Here is a 17783-nt window from a genome sequence, read left to right on the forward strand (position 1 = left end):
TCCTGGTTCCGGGTGTCACTGGCCGCCGAAGCCGGTGGTCGCGACGCCCTTGACGATCTGCTTCTGGAAGATGAGGAACACGATGATGAGCGGCAGCGCGGCGAGCACGGCCTGCGCCATCACCTGCGCGTACTGCACGCCGTAGGCGCTGATGACGGTCTGCAGGCCGACCGGCAGCGTCATGAGCGTCGTGTCGTTGATGACGAGGAACGGCCAGAGGAAGTTGTTCCACGCGCCGATGAACACGAAGATCGCGACCGACGCGAGGATGGGCCGCGACAGCGGGAGCACGATCGACCAGAACACGCGGAAGCGGCTCGCGCCGTCCACGCGGGCGGCGTCCTCGAGCTCGATCGGCACGGCGTCGAAGAACTGCTTGAGGATGAACACCATCGCCGGGGCGACGACCTGCGGCAGGATGAGGCCCCAGTGCGTGTCGATCATGTTGAAGGCGAGCATCTCGTAGAACAGCGGGATGATGAGCGCCTGCGGCGGCACGACGATCGCGGCGATGACGGCCACGTAGAGCCAGCGCCGCCCGGTGAAGTCGAGCCGCGAGAACGCGTAGGCGGCCATCGCGGAGATCGCGAGCGTGATGGCCGTCACGGCGGCCGACGTCCAGAGGCTGTTGAAGGCCCAGATCCACACGTTGCCCTGCGAGAGGATGGCCGTGAACGCGTCGGTCGTGGGGCCGCTCGGCCCGATCCACGAGGGGTCGCCCGACGCGGCGTCGGTCTCGGTCTTGAACGCGGTCGCGACCGCCCACAGGAACGGCAGCAGCCATCCGATCGCGAGGAGCAGGAGCACCGCGAACGCGACGATCCGCAGCGGGCCGAACCGCCGGGCCCCGGGCTTGCGCTCGGCGCGGCGCGCGGTGGAGGGGGTGACGAGGGTCTGCGTGACGGTGGTCATCGCTGCTCCTTCCTGCGCGCGGCGGCGGCACCACGGGACATGATCGCCGCCTGGGCGACGCCGATGATGACGATGAGCGCGAAGAACACGTAGGAGATGGCTGCCGAGTAGCCGAAGCGGTAGCCGACGAAGCCGGCCTCGTACATGTACTGCACGATGGAGCGCGTGGTGTCGCTCGCGACGCCGCCGAGCATCTGATACGCCTGGTCGAACAGCTTGAGCGACGCGAGGATCTGCAGCATCACGATGAGGACCGTCGCGGGCCCGAGCTGCGGGATCGTGATCGACCAGAGCTGGCGCCACGGCCCCGCGCCGTCGAGCGACGCGGCCTCGTACTGCTGGGCGGGGATGTTCTGGAGGGCCGCGAGGTAGAGCAGGAAGTTGAACCCGACGGTCCACCACACGGTCGCGATGACGATCGCGATCATGTTCGTGTCGGGGTTCTGCAGCCACGCGATGGGGGCGAGCCCGAGCGCCTCGAGGATGTTGTTGGCCGCGCCGATCTGCGGGTTGAAGATCCACACCCAGATCTGCGAGATGACGGTCGAGGCGAGGAGGAACGGCATGAAGAACGACAGCCGCCACAGCCACTGGCCGGGGATGCCGCGGTCGACGAGCACCGCCATGACGAGCGCGATGACGACGAGCGGAACGGTCGAGAGCACCGTGAACCAGAGGGTGTTCCCGAGCGAGCGCCACATGACGGGGTCGGCGAGGGCCTCGGCGTAGTTCGCGAAGCCGACGAGGTCGCCGCCCGCGCCGGTCAGGGACTGGTTCGTGAAGCTCAGATAGATGCCGTGGAGGATCGGCCACACGAGGAAGAGCGCGAACGCGATGAGGAACGGCGCGAGGAAGACCCAGCTCACGAGCTGCTCGCTGCGCTGGGCTCCGACGTGACGGCGTCCGCCGCGCTGCGCGCCGCCGGTGACGATCGTGCGGGTGGTGGGAGCTGCGGTCGTCATGACTGCCACGTCCCCTCGGGGTCGGCCGGGTTCGGCTTGGAGAGCATGCTGTCGACGCGCGCCTGGAAGGCCGCGATGGCGGCGGCGGGGTCGCCGCCGCTGAGGAGCACGTCCTGCACGGACGCGCCGAAGTCGCCCTGGAAGTTCGACCCAGAGCCGGTGAACCACGCGGGCGGGTCGTATGCGACGTTCTCGGCCGCATTCGCGTAGTGCGCCTGGGGGACGAGGTCGGCGTAGTCGGGCGACTCCGTGATCGGCAGGTAGGCCGGGATGTGGCCCGCCCCCGCCCAGTCGAACGAGCCTTTGAGGATGTCGGCGACGAACCGGTAGGTGAGGTCGCGCTTGACGGGGTCGGGGCTCGTCTGGTGCGGCAGCACGAACGAGTGCGAGTCGGCGTACACGGAGTCGGTGCCGTAGAGCGTGGGGATGGTCGTCGCGTCGAACGGGATGCCCGCGTTCTGCATGGTCCGCAGCTCCCACACGCCCGTGAGGAACATGCCGCTGCGGCCCGTCGCGAACTCGGCGACGGCCGACTGGTAGTCGTTCTGCGGGGCGGCGATCTCGCCATCCAGCAGGCTCTGCATGAGCGTGAGCGACTCGACGGCCGCGTCCTGGTCGAGCACGCTCTTCCCGCCCTCGGGCAGCTCCATCGCGAGCCCGTGCTGCGTGTAGAGGGTGTAGAAGAGACGCCACATCTGGGCGCCGTCGCCGAGGTACCCGTACGAGAGGCCGTGGCTCTCCGACGATCCGGCCACGGCCCGCGTGAGCTCGAGGAACTCCTCGGGCGACGACGTCGGCAGGAGCCGCCCGTCGCTGTCGAGCACGCCGGCGGCGTCGCAGATGTCGGTGTTGAACATGAGGATGAACGGGTGCGCGTCGAGCGCGACGCTGTAGAGCTCGCCGCCCGCGAAGCCCTTCTCCCAGATCGGCGCGGGGAAGGTGCTCTCGTCGACGCCGAGCTCGGCGAGCCGGTCGACGTCCCACGGGTCGAGCAGGCCCCCGGGCGCGTAGCCCGCCACGCGCGTGGCGTGCATGACCGCGACCTCGGGCGCGCGCCCGCCGGTCGCCGCCATGGCGAGCTTCGTGTAGTACGGCGAGCCCCACGCGAGGACGGTGGGGCGGATGCGGTACTCCTCCTGCGCGGCGTTGACGCCGTCGAGGAGGCCCGACATCGTCACGCCGTCGCCGCCGGAGAGCAGGTGCCAGAACTGCAGCTGCTGCGCGCCGCGGGCGGCGCTCGCCGGGGTGCAGCCGGCGATGAGCGCCGTCCCCGCGAGAGCCGCGGCGCCCGCGAAGAGCTGGCGCCGCGTGATGTGGACCGGTGGTGATGCCATCGCCACTCCTTCGTGACCGTCTGACAGAGACGACGCCATCATTACATCGATGTAATGGATGCGCAAGGGGCGCGCGGAGGCGAGCCGCTCACGAGCGGTCGGTGCTCGCGCGGACGATGAGCTCGTGAGCGACCTGCACGGCGCGCGGCGCCTGCGACCGGTCGGACATCCGGCTCTCGAGCAGCGTGACGGCCTCCCGCGCGAAGGCGCCTCGGTCGAAGCGGATGGTCGTCAGGGCGGGGGTCGCGAAGCGCGCGGGCTCGACGTCGTCGAACCCCGCGACGAGCACGTCGTCGGGGACGCGGAGCCCGTGCGCGTGCAGGGCGTGCAGCGCGCCGATCGCGATCGAGTCGGTGAACGCGACGACGGCGTCGAACGGGGTCCCGCGCGCGACGAGCTCGTCGATGCCAGCCGCGCCCGCCGCCATCGTCCAGGGGAAGCGGTTGACCTCGAGCGCGGGATCGAGGGGGATCCCCGCGTCGGCGAGCGCCTCGCGGTAGCCGGCGAGCCGCAGCCGGCTCGTGGCGGTCGCGATCTCCGACGCGTCGTCGCCCCCGACGGCCGCGATCCGGCGCGCGCCGCGCTCGAGGAGGTGGCGGGTGATCTCGCGCGAGGCCGCGAGGCTGTCGACGAACACGCGGTCGGTGACGTGCTGCTCGACCTCGCCGATGAGCACGACGGGCGGCAGGTGATCGGCGTGCTCGACCGCGCTGTCCTCGAGGCGGATCGGGTTGAGGATGAGCCCGTCGATGAGGTGCGCGCGGGCGCGCGAGATGAGCTCGTACTCGCGGCCGGGCTCGGCGGCCGTCTCCTCGATCTGGACCGCGAAGCCGCGCTCGTGGGCGACGTCGAGGATGCTGTCGAGCAGCTCGGCAGAGAACGCGGTCGCGAGATCCGGCAGCGCGACCGCGATCGTGCCCGAGCGGCCGTTGCGGAGGCCGCGCGCACTGAGGTTGGGTACGAAGTCGAGCTCGGCCATCGCCCTCTCGACCCGCTCGGTCGTCTCGGGGCGGACGAAGACCGTGCCCGTGACGACGTTGGAGACGGTCTTCGGCGACACTCCGGCGAGCGCCGCCACGTCCTTCATGGTGGCCCGCATCGCCCTCCTCGCCATCCGCTCAGAATAGACGCCCCCTGTGCGTGTCTCACTCGGCGCGGGAATGCCGCCGGCATTCCCGCGCCGAGTGAGACACGCAGGGGAGAGAGGGCGGGATCAGCCGGTGTTCTGCAGACCGGCTGCGACGCCCGAGACCGACAGGAGCAGGAGGCGCTGCTGCTCGGGGTCGGCTTTCCCGCCCGCTGGCGTCTCGCGCAGCGCGCGGAGGGCGCGCAGCTGCAGGAGCGACAGCGCGTCGACGTACGGGCTGCGGAGCTTGACCGCGCGCTGGAGCACGGGCTTGTTCGCGAGGAGGCCGTCGCCGCCCACGATCCGCACGACCCACGAGCGCGTGAGGGCCATCTCGTCCATGACGAGCGCGGCGAGGTCGTCGCGGTCGCCGAGGGCGAGGTACTGGCGGGCGATCCGGTCGTCCGCCTTCGCGAGGCTCATCGCGACGTTGTCGATCATCGTGCGGAAGAGCGGCCACTCGGCGTAGGCGGCCCGCAGCCGTTCCTCGTCGCCGACCGACTCGAGCGCGGTGCCGAGCCCGAACCATCCGGCGAGGTTGATGCGCGCCTGCGTCCACGCGAACACCCACGGGATGGCGCGGAGGTCCTCGAGCGACTCGACCGAGAGCCCGCGGCGGGCCGGGCGCGAGCCGAGCGCGAGCAGCCCGATCTCCTCCATGGGCGTCACGGTGGCGAACCACGGCGCGAAGCCCGGGGCCTTCACGAGGTCGAAGAACCGCGCGCGCGACGTCGTCTCCATGACCTGCGCGATGTCGGCGTACCGCTCGGCGGCCGTGCGGTTGCGGTCCTCGTTCGAGGGCGCGCCCGCCGTGAGGATGGCCGCGGCCACCTGGTCGATGTGCCGCATCGCGATGTCGGGGTCGCCGTAGCGGGCGAAGATGACCTCGCCCTGCTCGGTGAGCTTGAAGCGGCCGTCGACCGAGTGCGGCGGCTGCGCGAGGATCGCGCTGTTCGCGGGGCCGCCGCCGCGGCCGAGCGCGCCGCCGCGGCCGTGGAAGAGCGTGAGCTCGATGCGGTTCTCCTGCGCCCACGCGGCGATCGCCGCCTGCGCCTCGTACAGGGCGAGGTTCGCCGCGACGGGGCCGACGTCCTTCGACGAGTCGGAGTAGCCGAGCATGACCTCGAGGCGACGGCCGGTCGCGTCGAGGCGCGACGCGAACTCGGGGTGCTCGACGATCTCGGCGAGGATGCGCGGCGCGGCCTGCAGGTCGGCGAACGTCTCGAAGAGGGGGATGACGTCGAGCACGGGCGCGGGCCCCGCGTCGCCGACCGCGTAGCGCGCGAGGCGGTGCACGTTCGCCAGGTCGTCGGCGGACTGCGTGAACGACACGATGTAGCGGCCGGCCGCGCGCGGCCCGAAGCGCTCCTGGATGAACGCGATCGCGCGGAAGACCTCGAGGACCTCCTCGGCCAGCTCGCTGCGCGGGCCGCCCGCGTCGAGCTCGGCGAGGACCTTCGCGTGCACGGCCGAGTGCTGGCGCACCTCGAGCTCGGCGAGGTGGAAGCCGTAGGTCTCGACCTGCCAGATGAGGTGCTGCAGGCTGCCGTACGCCTGACGCGCGGCGCCCGCGTCGGCCAGCGAGGTCTGCACGATCCGCAGGTCGGCGAGCAGGTGCTCGGGGTCGCGGTAGGCGAGGTCGGCGTCGCGCGTGCGGGTCGCCGTGATCCGGCGCGCGATGAGGAGGAGGATGCGCCGGTGCGGCTCGTTGGGGGAGCGCTTGGCGATGTCGGCGGCGGCGTCCTCGTCGGCGCTGCGCAGACGCTCCCAGAGCGCGAGCAGCTCGTCGCTCGGCGGCGTGGAGGTCGCGTCGAGCGTGAGCCCGCGGCCCACGCGCTGCGCGGCGCGCTCGAGGCCGAGGAGCACGTGCTCGCTCGCGATCGCGGCGGCCTTGCGGCTCACCTTGGCCGTGACGAACGGGTTGCCGTCGCGGTCGCCGCCGACCCAGCTGCCCACGCGGACGAACGGGCGCACGACGGGCGGCCGGTCGCCGTCGACGCCGCCGTGGATGGCGTCGTCGACGCGGCGGTACATCTCGGGGACGGCCGTGAAGAGCGTGTCGTCGAAGACCGCCATGACCGCGCGCACCTCGTCGGTCGGCGACGGCTTCTCGGGGCGGATGGGCGCGGTGCGCCACAGCGTGTCGATCTCCTCGAGCATGAGGCGCTGCGTGCGCTGCGCGGCCGAGCCGCCCTCGGGCGCGGCGCCCAGCTCGTCGACGAGGGCCGACAGGCGGCGGATGCTCGTCGAGACCGCGCGGCGGCGGGCCTCGGTCGGGTGGGCCGTGAAGACGGGGTGGAAGCGCAGCGCCTGCAGGCGCTCGCGCGCCGCGTCCTCGCCGATCTCGCCGGCGAGCTCGGCGAACGCGCCGGCGATCGTGCCGCGCGGGTCGCGCTCGGGCTGGCCGTCGCGCTCGCGGAGCACGCGCACGCGGTGGTGCTCCTCGGCGAGGTTCACGAGGTGGAAGTAGCACGTGAACGCCCGTGCGACCTCGTCTGCCCGCTGGATCGAGAACGAGTCGGCGATCCGGACGGCGCGGTCGAAGGCCTCGGGGCTGGGGTCCGTGTACGCGTGGATGGTCGCGACGCGCAGGCGCTCGACGTCGTCGAACAGGCCGGCCGAGCCGCTCTCGCGAAGCACCTGGCCGAGGAGGGAGCCCAGCAGGCGCACGTCGGCGCGCATCTGCTCGGGGATCTCCTGCTCCGCTTCCAGTCGCCCGACGGCGTCGAGAACTTCCGTGGGGGTGGGATCGTGCATGCAGACAACGCTAGCGGGCGCGCGAGACCGCTCCGTTCACGCGAGGGCGGATGTGACGGCGTGCGACAGCGCGTCGCGCACGCGCTCGACGTGCGGGCCCGCCGGGGCGCCGGGTCGCCGCACGAGATGGAGGGTGTTGCGGGGCGGGTCGTCGGACGGCCGGAGGTCCACGAGCTCGCCGCCCGCGAGCGCCGCGCGGCAGAGATGCTCGGGGAGCGCGGTCACGCCGGCGCCGGCGATCGCGGCCGCGCGGAGCGCGCGCAGGTCGGGGAGCGTGAGCGCGGGCTCGCGCTCGAGTCGCGTTCCGAACACGTGCCGCCAGTACCGGCGCAGGATGGGCACGTCGTGCGCATAGGCGAGCAGCGGCACGTCGGCGAGGGCATCGGGCGCGACCGCGCCGCGTGCGAGCCCGCGGGCGCGCGCGAGCGCGGGCGACGCGACGAGGACGAACGCCTCGTCGGCGAGCGGCGCCGCGACGACCGCGCGTCCGCGAGGGCGCTCGGACGCCACGACGAGGTCGAGCACGCCCGCGCGGAGGCCGTCGACGAGCGCGCCGCTCAGCCCGGGCACGAGCTGCAGCCGCACGCCGTCGGCGACGAGCGGCGCGAGAGCGGGCGCCGCGATCTCGGCGAGGAGCTCGGCCGGCCCGCCCACGCGCACGGGCGCGTGGGACGTCGCACCTCCCGCGTCGGCACCGGACAGCGCAGTGGCGAGCGCGCCGAACGGCTCCGCGAGCCGGGCGGCGAGCGCCTCGGCCCGGGGCGTGGGCGTGACGCCGCGGGCTCCGCGGGCGAAGAGGCGCTCGCCCAGGCGCCGCTCGAGGGTCTGCAGCTGCGCCGTGACGGCCGGCTGCGTGAGACCGAGCGTGCGCGCGGCACCCGAGAGGGATCCGGCCGTGTGCACCGCGAGGAAGGTGCGCCACAGGGCGAGGTCGTCCAGCCCATCAGAGGATCTATGGCTCACATCGCGAAGATATCGGAAGAGTCGCGGTCCCCGTGCGTTGTCCTCGGTGCCGGCCAGCTCGGGCCGTCCCATCGAGAAGGAGTCGCCATGTCCACCGTCCTGTTCGTCGTCACCGGAGCCCGCACCTGGACCCTCTCCGACGGCACCGCGCATCCGACCGGATACTGGGCCGAGGAGCTGCTCGCGCCGTACCGCCTGCTCGTCGGGGCCGGCCACGATGTCGCCTTCGCGACCCCGGGCGGCGTCGTCCCCGTCGTCGACGAGGGATCGATCGCGGACGACGAGGAAGCACGGGCCGCGCTCGCCGCGATCCCCGGCCTGCAGCGCCCGCTCGTGCTCGCGGAGGTCGACCCCCGCGCGTTCGACGCCGTGTTCTACCCCGGCGGGCACGGACCCATGGAGGACCTCGCGCGCGACGCCGCCTCCGGCGCCCTGATCGTGCGGGCGCTCGACGCCGGCACGCCCCTCGCGCTGGTCTGCCACGGCGTCGCGGCGCTGCTCGCGGCGAAGCGGTCGGACGGCGCGCTCGCGGCGGCGGGGCGCACCGTCGCGGCGTTCACCGACGAGGAGGAGCGCCAGGGCGGGCTCGCTCCGAAGGCGCCGTGGCTGCTCGAGTCGACGCTGCGCGACGGCGGCATCGCGGTCGACACCGCCGAGCCGTGGGCCGATCACGTCGTCGAGGACGGCGCGCTCGTGACGGGTCAGAACCCGCAGTCGTCCGCATCCGTCGCGCGCGCCCTGCTCGCGCGCCTGTCCTGAGGCGGCGCGGAGCCATCCGCCCCGGCGGGCGCTACGCGGCGACGGCCGCGTGGCGCCCGCACGGGTGCACGTCGCCGCAGCCCGCGCACAGGACGACGCGGACCTGGCAGGTCTCGTCGACGCAGTCGACCATCCGGTCGGTGGGGCTCTCGCACGCCGCGCAGCGCGAGATCACCGCAGCGCCGTCGCCGAACGTCATCGACTCGCGGCCGTCGAAGACGTAGAGCGAGCCCTCCCACAGGCCCGCGTTGCCGAAGGTCTCTCCATAGCGCACGATGCCGCCGTCGAGCTGGTACACCTCGCCGAAGCCGCGCGCCGTCATGAGGCTCGAGAGCACCTCGCACCGGATGCCGCCCGTGCAGTAGGTCACGACGGGCCGCCCCTTGAGGTCGTCGTAGCGCCCCGAGTCGAGCTCCGCGATGAAGTCGCGCGTCGTGGCGACATCCGGCACGACGGCGTTCCGGAAGCGGCCGATCGCCGCCTCGAACGCGTTGCGGCCGTCGAAGAACACCACCTCGTCGCCGCGCTCCTCGACGAGCTTGTGCAGCGCACCCGGTGTGAGGTGCGTGCCGCCGCCCACGACGCCGTTCTCGTCGACTCGCAGCTCGCCGGGCGCGCCGAACGACACGATCTCGTCGCGCACCTTCACCGACATCCGCGGGAAGTCGAGGCTGCGGCCCTCCGCGTCGAGGCCCGACCCCGACGACCACTTGAAGTCGATGCCCTTGAAGGGCGCGTAGTCCTTCGTCTTGCGGACGTAGCGCTTGAGCGCCTGCATGTCGCCGCCGACCGTGCCGTTGATGCCGTGCTCCGACAGGAGGATCCGGCCCCGCAGCCCCAGCAGCTCGCACAGGTCGCGCTGCCAGAGGCGGATGGCCTCGGGGTCGGCGATCGGCGTGAAGAGGTAGTAGAGGAGGATCTTGGCGGGCACGGATCCAGGGTAGGCGAGCAGGCCGTGAGGACGCCGGTCGGGAGCGGTACCGTGGGCGTCATGACGTTCAACGAGAACGCGGATGTGAGCGGGCACGGCGCACGGCGTCGAGGACGGACCGCGGCGATCGCGGGCGGCGGGATCGGCGGCCTCGGCCTGCTCGGCGTGCTCGTCGTCGGACTGCTCACGGGCGGCGACTTCGGGTCGGTGCTCGGGCTGCTGTCGCCCGACGCCGGCGCACCCGGCGGCTCCGGCCAGGAGACGGCGATCTCGGACTGCGAGACGGGCCAGGACGCGAACGAGAACGACGACTGCCGGCTCGCGGCCGGATCGCTCGCGCTCGACCAGTTCTGGGCCGGCGCCCTCGAGGGGTACCGCGAGCCCGAGCTCATCATCGTGGACGGGCAGACCGAGACCTCGTGCGGCACCGCGTCGAACGCGACGGGGCCGTTCTACTGCCCGCCCGACGAGACGGTCTACATCGACCCGACGTTCTTCTCCCTGCTGCGCGAGCGCTACGACGCGCAGGCGGGCGACCTCGCGCAGCTGTACGTGCTCGCACACGAGTACGGGCACCACGTGCAGAACCTCACGGGCGTGCTGCAGGAGCATCAGGGCGGCGGAACCGGGCCCGAGAGCGACGGCGTGCGCACCGAGCTGCAGGCCGACTGCTTCGCGGGCGCCTGGGTGGGCGCGATGACCGAGCAGGTCGACGAGAACGGCGTCCCGTACCTCGAGGCGCCCACCCGCGGGCAGCTCGCCGACGCGATGGACGCCGCCTCCGCGGTGGGCGACGACCACATCCAGCAGGAGTCCGGCGGCGTCGTCAACCCCGACAGCTGGAGCCATGGCTCGAGCGAGCAGCGCATGCGGTGGTTCCAGACCGGGTACGAGCGCGGAGAGCGCGCGTGCGACACCTTCGCCGTGCCGGGAAGCGAGCTCTGACCCGCGCGTAGTCTGTCGCGTGTGAACGCACCGCACTCCGCGCTCGGCCGTCTGCGGATGGTCCCCATGCGCCCGCGCGACCCGCGCGAGCCCCATCGGGCCGCGACCTCCCTCGAGCTGTTCTTCGACCTCGTGTTCGTGATCGCCGTGAGCACGGCGGCCGTCAACCTGCACCACGCCCTCGTCGAGGCGCACGTGCTCGACGGCGTCGTGTCGTACCTGCTCGTCTTCTTCGCCATCTGGTGGGCCTGGATGAACTTCACGTGGTTCGCGACGTCGTTCGACGCCGACGACTGGCTGTACCGCGTGCTCACGATCGTGCAGATGGGCGGCGTGCTCGTGCTCGCGGCCGGGGTGGGCGCCGCCTTCCACGGCGACTTCACGATCCCCGTGGTCGGCTACGTCATCATGCGCGTCGCGATGGTGGCGCAGTGGCTGCGCGCCTCGCGGGGCGCCGGCCGCGCCCGGCGCACGACGCTCATGTACGCGCTCGGCATCGCGGTCGTGCAGGTGTACTGGCTGCTCACTCTGCTCGTGCCCGAGGGCGCGTTCCTCGTGGCCTTCCTCATCGGCGTCGTGCTCGAGCTCGCCGTCCCGATCATCGCCGAGCGCGGAGCGAACACCCCGTGGCATCCGCACCACATCACCGAGCGGTACGGGCTCTTCACGCTCATCCTGCTCGGCGAGAGCCTGCTCGCGTCGGCCAACGCCATCATCGAGGCCCTCGAGGACGCCGACGCGCTGGCTCCGCTCATCGCGATCGCCGTGCTGACCCTCGTCGTGACGGCCGCGCTCTGGTGGATCTACTTCTGGCCGCCGCACCACTCCGCGATCGGATCGCTCGCGCAGTCGATCCGCTACGGGTACGTGCACTACGTCGTCTTCGCGGCGGCGGGGGCGTTCTCGGCCGGCGTCGAGGTCGAGATCGACGCGCTGACCCACCACAGCGAGCTCACGGGGCCCGCCGCTGCCTCCACGGTGACCATCCCGATCGCGCTGTTCGTCCTCGGCATCTGGTGGATCGCCATCCGCGCGCACGCCGACCGCGTCGTGAACACGGTGGTGCCCGTGGGCGCCGTGCTCGTCCTGCTCGACGCGCTCCTGCCGTTCCCGCTCGCGCTGAGCGCGGTCATCCTCGTGGCGATCGTCGTCGTCCTCGTGCTGAGGTCGCCGCGCTCCGCCGAGGCGCCGCTGCCCGGGCAGGCGCGCTGAGCGCCGCCTGGGCAGCGCCTCGGTATCGACTGCATCACGTATCACGCCGCGTGTTGCACGCCTCGTCGCAGGTATGGACACAATGTGTCTGACATGGACGATCTCTCCCTGTCGCCCGCGGATGACGCGGACGACGTCGCCGACGCCCACGGCGCGGCGCGCTGGGAGCAGGCGGCCGCGCACTTCGCGCGCTGGCGCAACGGCGACCCGCAGGCGATCGACGAGCTGGTGCGCATCATGACCCCCGTGCTGTGGCACGTCGTCCGCGCGTACGGCCTGCGTCGGGCGGCGGCGGAGGACGTCATCCAGACGACGTGGCTCACGCTCGTCCGCAAGCACGACACGATCGCGAGCGCCGACGCGGTCTCCGGATGGCTGCGCGTGACCGCGCGCCGCGAGGCATGGCGCGTCGCGCGCGCGGACCGTCGCGCCGATCCGACCGACGACGACCTGCTCGAGGCGCGGCTCCCGTCGCGCCGCGCGGCCGAGGACGACGTCGCCGAGGCCGACACGGCCGACCGCCTGTGGCTGGCCGTGCGCGCGCTCGATGAGCGGTGCCAGCGGCTGCTGCGGATCGTCGCCTTCGAGGACCGACCGGACTACGCCCAGATCGCCGCCGATCTGCGCATGCCGGTGGGAAGCATCGGGCCCACGAGGCAGCGCTGCCTCGCTAAGCTTCGAGCCAGATTGAATCCCGATATACGAGACGAGGGACGATCGTGAACGACCACGTCGGGGGAGCAGAGGACCGCGAGCTCCTCGACGCGCTGCGCGCGTCCTGGGAGCAGGCCGACCCCGTCCCCGCAGGACTCGCCGACCGCATGATCGCGGCCGTGGCCGTCGACGACCTCTCGCGCGAGTTCGCGCTGCTCTCGCTCGTCGACGGCGCGCAGGCCGCCGTGCGGGCGGGCGACGAGCGCCGCACGCTCCAGTTCGCGGACGACGACGCCGAGGTGCTGCTGCACGTGTCGCCGACGGATGGCGGCGCGCGCCGGATCGACGGATGGTCCCGTCCTGCGGTGCTCGCGGCGCGCCTCGCGCAGGACGACGCCGAGTGGGCCGCCGACACGGTCGGCGACGGCCGCTTCTCGTTCGAGGGCGTGGCCGCGGGGCGCGCGCAGGTGCGGATGGTCGTGCGGCAGGAGGAGGGTCTCCGGGAGGTCGCGACCCCCTGGTTCGACATGTGAGGTCGATCTTCCCGTGACGGCGGTTCTGGGGCAGAATACGCGCAAGCGGTGCTCCCCTGGCCGAGTGCCCGGGGAGGTGCGCGATGCCCGACGACAGCCGGACCACATCCCAGCCCGACGGATGGTCGTGGCGTGATCGCGCCGCGGGATCGATCCCGGTCGGGCGGGTCCTCGACCCGGCGGTCGAGCCCGTCGACGGCGTGCGCGCGTTCCCGACCGCGTACGTTCCCGACCGGCTCCTGATCGCACGGCGCGACGACGATGCGGAGGCGGTCGACGGACTCCGCCTCGTCCGGGACGCCGCTGCCTCGTTCGGGTGGCAGGTCGTCCCCGAATCGCTGCGCGGCGACGCGCTCGGCGAGGCGGACGAGCCGACCCCGCTGCTGCCGGGCCTCGGGATGCTGCGCGCGCAGCTCGTCGCGCCCGACGGGCCGTCGCGGGGGGAGGCGCCCGTGCCGCCCGACGCATGGCGCGTCCTGCAGCGGGCGCGACGCCTCTCTCGAGGCCGACTGCGCGACGTCGCGCTCGACCATATCGTCGCGATCGACCCCGTCGGCGTCAATCCGTTCACGCGGACGAATCCCTTCACGCGGACGAACCCGTTCACGCGCACCAACCCGCATGGCGCTGACCAGTACGCCGAAGCGGGGCACGGCGGGCGGCAGCCCGTCGTGCGCCTCGGAGCCGGGCCCACGCGCGTGGGGAAGCCGCCGCGCGGCCGACGGCGCCCCGTCGTCGCGATCCTCGACACGGGGTGCGGCGCGCACGAGTGGCTGCCCGACGACATCGTCACGCGGCGCGTCGAGCTCGACGGAGCGCCGCTCGGACTCACGGACGACGCCGACCCCGAGCGGTTCCCCGACCTCTACGGCCAGCTGGACGGGGAGATCGATCCGGTCGCCGGCCACGGCACCTTCATCGCCGGGATCGTCCGGCAGGTCGCCCCGGAGGCCGACATCCTCTCCGTGCGGGGCGCGAACGCCCTCGGCGTCGTCGACGAGAGCGCGCTTCTCGAGACGCTGGCCGGGCTCGTCGAGCTGCTCGCGCGGCACCGCGCGGGGCGGGAGGGCGGATGCGCGATCGACGTGATCAGCCTGTCGCTCGGCTACTACCACGAGACCCCGGAGGACGGGCTCTTCTCGACCGTGCTCTTCGAGCTCCTGCGCAGGGCGCGCGAGCTCGGCTGCGCGGTCGTGTGCTCCGCGGGCAACGACGCGATCGACCGGCCGCCCTTCCCCGCGTCGCTCTGGCCGTGGCCGGGCGGCGACAACGGCATCGAGCCCGACGACGGGGCCGAGCACGTGTCGGTGGGCGCGCTGAACCCGAGCGGCGCGGCGGTCGCGCTCTTCTCGAACGTCGGGCCGTGGGTGCGCGTGTACGCGCCGGGCGCCGCGGTGGTGAGCACGATCCCCGCGTTCGAGGGCGGGCGGCAGGCGTCGTCGCGCGATGACCGCTTCGCGCGGCGGCGGGAGACGATCGGGCCCGAGTGCTACCTCGGGAGCTTCGCCGTGTGGAGCGGCACGTCGTTCGCTGCCCCGTTCGCCGCCGCGATGATCGCCGCGCAGCTCGGATGGCCCGCGGCCGGCATCCGCACGGCGGGCGATGCATGCGCCGAGAGCCGCGCGGCCACGGCGGCCGCGCTCGAGCTGCTCGCCGCCCGGGACCGGTCAGGGGGATGACGTGGCCTCGCGCCCGGAGCCTCCCGTCGAGGAGCTCCTCCGCCGGGGAGTCGACGCCGCCAACGCGAAGCGGCTGCGCACCGCGAGGCGGCTTCTCGTGCGCGCCCTCGAGGCCGCCGACGACGATGTCCTGCGCGCACGGATCAGCGCGTCGCTGGCCTACGCGCTCGGGCAGCTCGGCGATCCGGACGGGGCGGAGCTGCTCTGCCGCACCGCCCTGCGCTTCCCGATGCTGCCGGAGGAGACCCGCGGCATCATCTCCGGTCAGCTGGCGACGCTGCTCCTGCACCGGGGCGACGTCGACGCCGCCCTCCCGCTCTTCGAACGGGCCGTCGCGCTCATCGACACCCCCGCCTCGCGCGCCAACGTCGTCCTGAATCGCGGCGTCGCGCTTCTGCAGCGCCGACGGCTCGGCGAGAGCGCCGACGCGTTCCGGTCGGCGGCCGCGCTCTTCGCGGACCTCGGCGACCGCGGCGGCGAAGCGCAGGCCCGCCACAATCTCGGGTACACGGCGCTCCTCGCGGGGGACCTCGTGCTCGCGCTCAGCGAGATGACCGTCGCGCGCGCGGAGATCGCGCGCGACTCCGCTGTCGCCGCGGCGATCTCCGACCTCGATCGCGCCGAGGTCCTCCGGGAATCGGGTCAGCTGCGCGAGTCGGCCGCTCTGCTCGAGCAGGTCGCCCAGGCGTTCGGCCGGGCGCGCATGCAGCAGGCACGGGGCGAGGCCGAGCTCCAGCTCGCGCAGACCCTGCTCGGCTACGAGCCGGGTCGCGCCGCCCGGGTCGCGCTCCGCGCCAGTCGGCGCTTCCGCGGGCTCGGCAGCGCGTCCTGGGAGGTGCGAGCGGAGGGCGTCCGGCTGCGGGCGCTCCTCGCGCCGACGGCCGACCGCACGTCGGCGAAGCCCGTCCCGTCGGCGCTCCAGGAGGAGTGCGCGCGCGTCGCGCGGCGGCTGTCGCGCTTCGGGTTCCGCGTCGAGGCCCGCGCGCTCCGCTACGTGCTCGACGCGGCCCTCGCGCGCACGGGGCGGCCGCCGTCGCGCGCGGCCCGCCTGCATCCCGACGACCCGCTGTCCGTCCGCGTGCTCGCCCACGAGGCGAGGGCCGCCCGCTCGGCGGCCCTCGGGCGCGACGCGGACGCCCGCCGGCACGCCGAGGCGGGCCTCCACGAGGTGTCGGCCTGGCAGCGGTCGTTCGGGTCGCTCGAGGTGCTCTCGTCGACGGCCGTGCACGGATCGGGGATCTTCATCGAGGGCCTCGCCGCGAGCGTGCGCTCCGGCCGCCCCGACACGGTCTTCCGCTGGTCGGAGTACACGCGCCACTTCAGCCAGCAGGTCTCGCCCGTGCGCCCTCCGCAGGACGCCGAGCACGCGGCCGACCTCGCGCAGCTGCGTGCGCTGCGCGCCGAGCTCGCCTCGTCGGACTGGGTCGCCGACCCGCGGGTGGCGTCCCTGCGCCAGCGGATCAGCGAGCGTCAGTGGGTCGCGACGGCCTCGACCGACGGCCCTCCCGTGGTCTCCCTCGACGAGCTGCGGTCGGCGCTCGACGGCGACACGGCCCTCCTCACGTACGTGTACGTCCGGGGCCGGCTCACGTGCCTCGTCGTGCCCGGGCGCGGTGCGCCCTCGCTCATCGACATCCCGTGGGGGCGCGTGCGCGACCTCCGCCGCGGTCTGTACAGCGAGCTGAACGCGGCCGCGGCGACGCGCACGGGGCCCGGAAGCCGGCTCATCCGCGAGTCGCTCGAGGCCCGGCTGTCGTGCCTGTCGCGCGCACTCGTCGAGGAGGCCGTGCGCGCCGCGGGAGACCCGAGGAGGGTCGTCGTGACGGCGCCGGGCGAGCTGCGCGGAACGCCGTGGGGCATGCTGCCGGCGCTGCGCGGCCGGGTCGTGACGCACGTCCGCTCGGCATCGCGCTGGGTCGCCACGCGCGGCTCGGTGCCGCTCTCCTCGGCCGGGTTCGTCGTGGGTCCGGGCGTCGCACGCGGCGACGAGGAGGCGGACACGGGTGCGCGGGCCTGGCGGCGCGCCGGGGGCCCTGCGCGCATTCTCACGGGCGACGCGTCGCGGATCGAGCACGCGACGGCTCTCGCGGAGGGCGTCGATGTGCTCCACGTCGTCGCGCACGGGCGGCACTCGCCGGACTCGCCGCTCCTGTCCGGATTCGAGCTCGCGGACGGCACGCTGTTCGGCTACGACATCGACGCGATCGCGCGCCCGCCCGCCGTCGTCGTGCTGTCGGCGTGCGAGCTCGGCCGCTCATCGGCGCTGTGGGGCGAGGAGGCGGTCGGGATGGCGAGGGCGTGGCTGCACGCGGGGTCGCACTGCGTCATCGCGGCCCCCGTGATCGTGGCCGACGACGTCGCCTGCGAGCTGCTGGGCGCGATGCACGAGGGGCTCGTCGGCGGGCTCGACCCTGCCGAGGCGCTCATGCGGGCGACGACCCAGACCGGGCACGTCGCGCCTTTCGTCTGCTACGGCTCGGGCTTCTGAGTCACCGCGCGACGGGAAGGGCCGGCGCGAGGGCGTCGAGCGCGCGCCGCAGCGCGGTGCTCGAGGTGTGCGCGGTGTAGGGGAAGTACACGACCTCGACGCCGACGGCGCCGAACTCGCGCTCGAGGCGGAGGCCCTTCTCGGTGCCCCGCCAGTCGTCGCCCTTGAAGAAGTGGGTGAAGCCGACCTCGCGCCACACATCGAGCTTGTCCGGCACCGTCTCGACGTGGACGTCGTCGACGTACCGGATGCTCCGGACGATCTCCGCGCGCTCGGCGGTGGGCACGACCGAGCGGATGCCCTTCACGGCGCGGAGCATCTCGTCGCTCACGACGCCCGCGATGAGGACGTCGCAGTTCTCCTTGGCGTGGCGGAGGAGGTTGAGGTGGCCGACGTGGAAGAGGTCGAACGCGCCGGCCGCGTAGCCGATGCGCGTCATGCGGGCGCCTTCCCGCGGGCGGGACGGCGGGAGGTGCCCCGGTGGCGCAGGGGGCGCACCACCGGGGCGATGGGAGAGAGCTCGGATCT

The 17783-nt window shown here is 73.4% G+C and carries 15 protein-coding genes; 7 read left to right on the forward strand and 8 right to left on the reverse strand.

Annotated elements, in window-relative coordinates; genetic code table 11:
* Positions 1-15: 15 nt before the first annotated feature.
* The 6 genes from M1D46_RS04520 to M1D46_RS04545 all read right to left on the reverse strand — a co-directional run bounded on the left by M1D46_RS04520 (position 16) and on the right by M1D46_RS04545 (position 8054).
* Positions 16-912 carry a carbohydrate ABC transporter permease gene (locus M1D46_RS04520; protein WP_271174718.1) on the reverse strand — a complete coding sequence of 299 codons (897 nt, stop codon included), beginning with the start codon at positions 910-912 and terminating at the stop codon, positions 16-18.
* Positions 909-1874, reverse strand: coding sequence for a carbohydrate ABC transporter permease (locus tag M1D46_RS04525; protein ID WP_271174717.1), 966 nt, complete (start codon positions 1872-1874; stop codon positions 909-911). Before M1D46_RS04525 ends, M1D46_RS04520 begins: the two co-directional genes overlap by 4 nt.
* The gene (locus tag M1D46_RS04530) at positions 1871-3208 is read right to left on the reverse strand and encodes an extracellular solute-binding protein (RefSeq protein ID WP_271174716.1); all 1338 of its coding nucleotides are present in this window, start codon (positions 3206-3208) and stop codon (positions 1871-1873) included. Before M1D46_RS04530 ends, M1D46_RS04525 begins: the two co-directional genes overlap by 4 nt.
* Before the next feature lie 88 nt (positions 3209-3296).
* Complete coding sequence (locus M1D46_RS04535; RefSeq protein WP_455970092.1) at positions 3297-4307, reverse strand: LacI family DNA-binding transcriptional regulator; 1011 nt, start codon at positions 4305-4307, stop codon at positions 3297-3299.
* 114 nt (positions 4308-4421) lie between these two features.
* Positions 4422-7091 (reverse strand): phosphoenolpyruvate carboxylase, encoded by a 2670-nt coding sequence (locus M1D46_RS04540; protein ID WP_456286750.1) that lies wholly within the window; start codon positions 7089-7091, stop codon positions 4422-4424.
* A 36-nt stretch (positions 7092-7127) separates the two neighbouring features.
* Positions 7128-8054: a LysR family transcriptional regulator gene (locus tag M1D46_RS04545; RefSeq protein ID WP_456286751.1), complete on the reverse strand. Its 927-nt coding sequence runs from the start codon at positions 8052-8054 to the stop codon at positions 7128-7130.
* A gap of 87 nt (positions 8055-8141) precedes the next feature.
* Between M1D46_RS04545 and M1D46_RS04550 the strand changes: the two genes are divergently transcribed.
* Complete coding sequence (locus tag M1D46_RS04550; protein WP_456286752.1) at positions 8142-8813, forward strand: type 1 glutamine amidotransferase domain-containing protein; 672 nt, start codon at positions 8142-8144, stop codon at positions 8811-8813.
* Between the two features lie 31 nt (positions 8814-8844).
* On the opposite strand, the gene trhO is transcribed toward M1D46_RS04550, so the two are convergent.
* Positions 8845-9744 (reverse strand): oxygen-dependent tRNA uridine(34) hydroxylase TrhO, encoded by a 900-nt coding sequence (trhO, locus tag M1D46_RS04555; protein ID WP_324012752.1) that lies wholly within the window; start codon positions 9742-9744, stop codon positions 8845-8847.
* Between the two features lie 60 nt (positions 9745-9804).
* Between trhO and ypfJ the strand changes: the two genes are divergently transcribed.
* The 6 genes from ypfJ to M1D46_RS04585 all read left to right on the forward strand — a co-directional run bounded on the left by ypfJ (position 9805) and on the right by M1D46_RS04585 (position 17255).
* Positions 9805-10689, forward strand: coding sequence for a KPN_02809 family neutral zinc metallopeptidase (ypfJ, locus tag M1D46_RS04560; protein ID WP_324012751.1), 885 nt, complete (start codon positions 9805-9807; stop codon positions 10687-10689).
* Between the two features lie 66 nt (positions 10690-10755).
* On the forward strand, positions 10756-11901 hold the full coding sequence (locus M1D46_RS04565) for a low temperature requirement protein A (protein WP_456287152.1): 1146 nt from the start codon (positions 10756-10758) through the stop codon (positions 11899-11901).
* Between the two features lie 93 nt (positions 11902-11994).
* Positions 11995-12624, forward strand: a complete 630-nt coding sequence (locus M1D46_RS04570; RefSeq protein WP_421076237.1) for an RNA polymerase sigma factor — start codon at positions 11995-11997, stop codon at positions 12622-12624.
* Positions 12621-13088, forward strand: a complete 468-nt coding sequence (locus M1D46_RS04575) for a hypothetical protein (protein WP_271174709.1) — start codon at positions 12621-12623, stop codon at positions 13086-13088. The genes M1D46_RS04570 and M1D46_RS04575 overlap by 4 nt, the downstream gene beginning before the upstream one ends.
* An 83-nt stretch (positions 13089-13171) precedes the next feature.
* On the forward strand, positions 13172-14767 hold the full coding sequence (locus tag M1D46_RS04580; protein WP_456286753.1) for a S8/S53 family peptidase: 1596 nt from the start codon (positions 13172-13174) through the stop codon (positions 14765-14767).
* 1 nt (position 14768) lies between these two features.
* On the forward strand, positions 14769-17255 hold the full coding sequence (locus tag M1D46_RS04585) for a CHAT domain-containing protein (RefSeq protein WP_456286754.1): 2487 nt from the start codon (positions 14769-14771) through the stop codon (positions 17253-17255).
* 1 nt (position 17256) lies between these two features.
* Here the strand turns inward: M1D46_RS04585 and M1D46_RS04590 are convergent, their stop codons facing one another.
* Entirely contained in the window at positions 17257-17694 is a 438-nt protein-coding gene (locus tag M1D46_RS04590; protein WP_271174706.1) for an adenylyltransferase/cytidyltransferase family protein, read from the reverse strand.
* Positions 17695-17783: the final 89 nt, after the last annotated feature.

Source organism: Microbacterium sp. JZ70 (assembly GCF_053903225.1).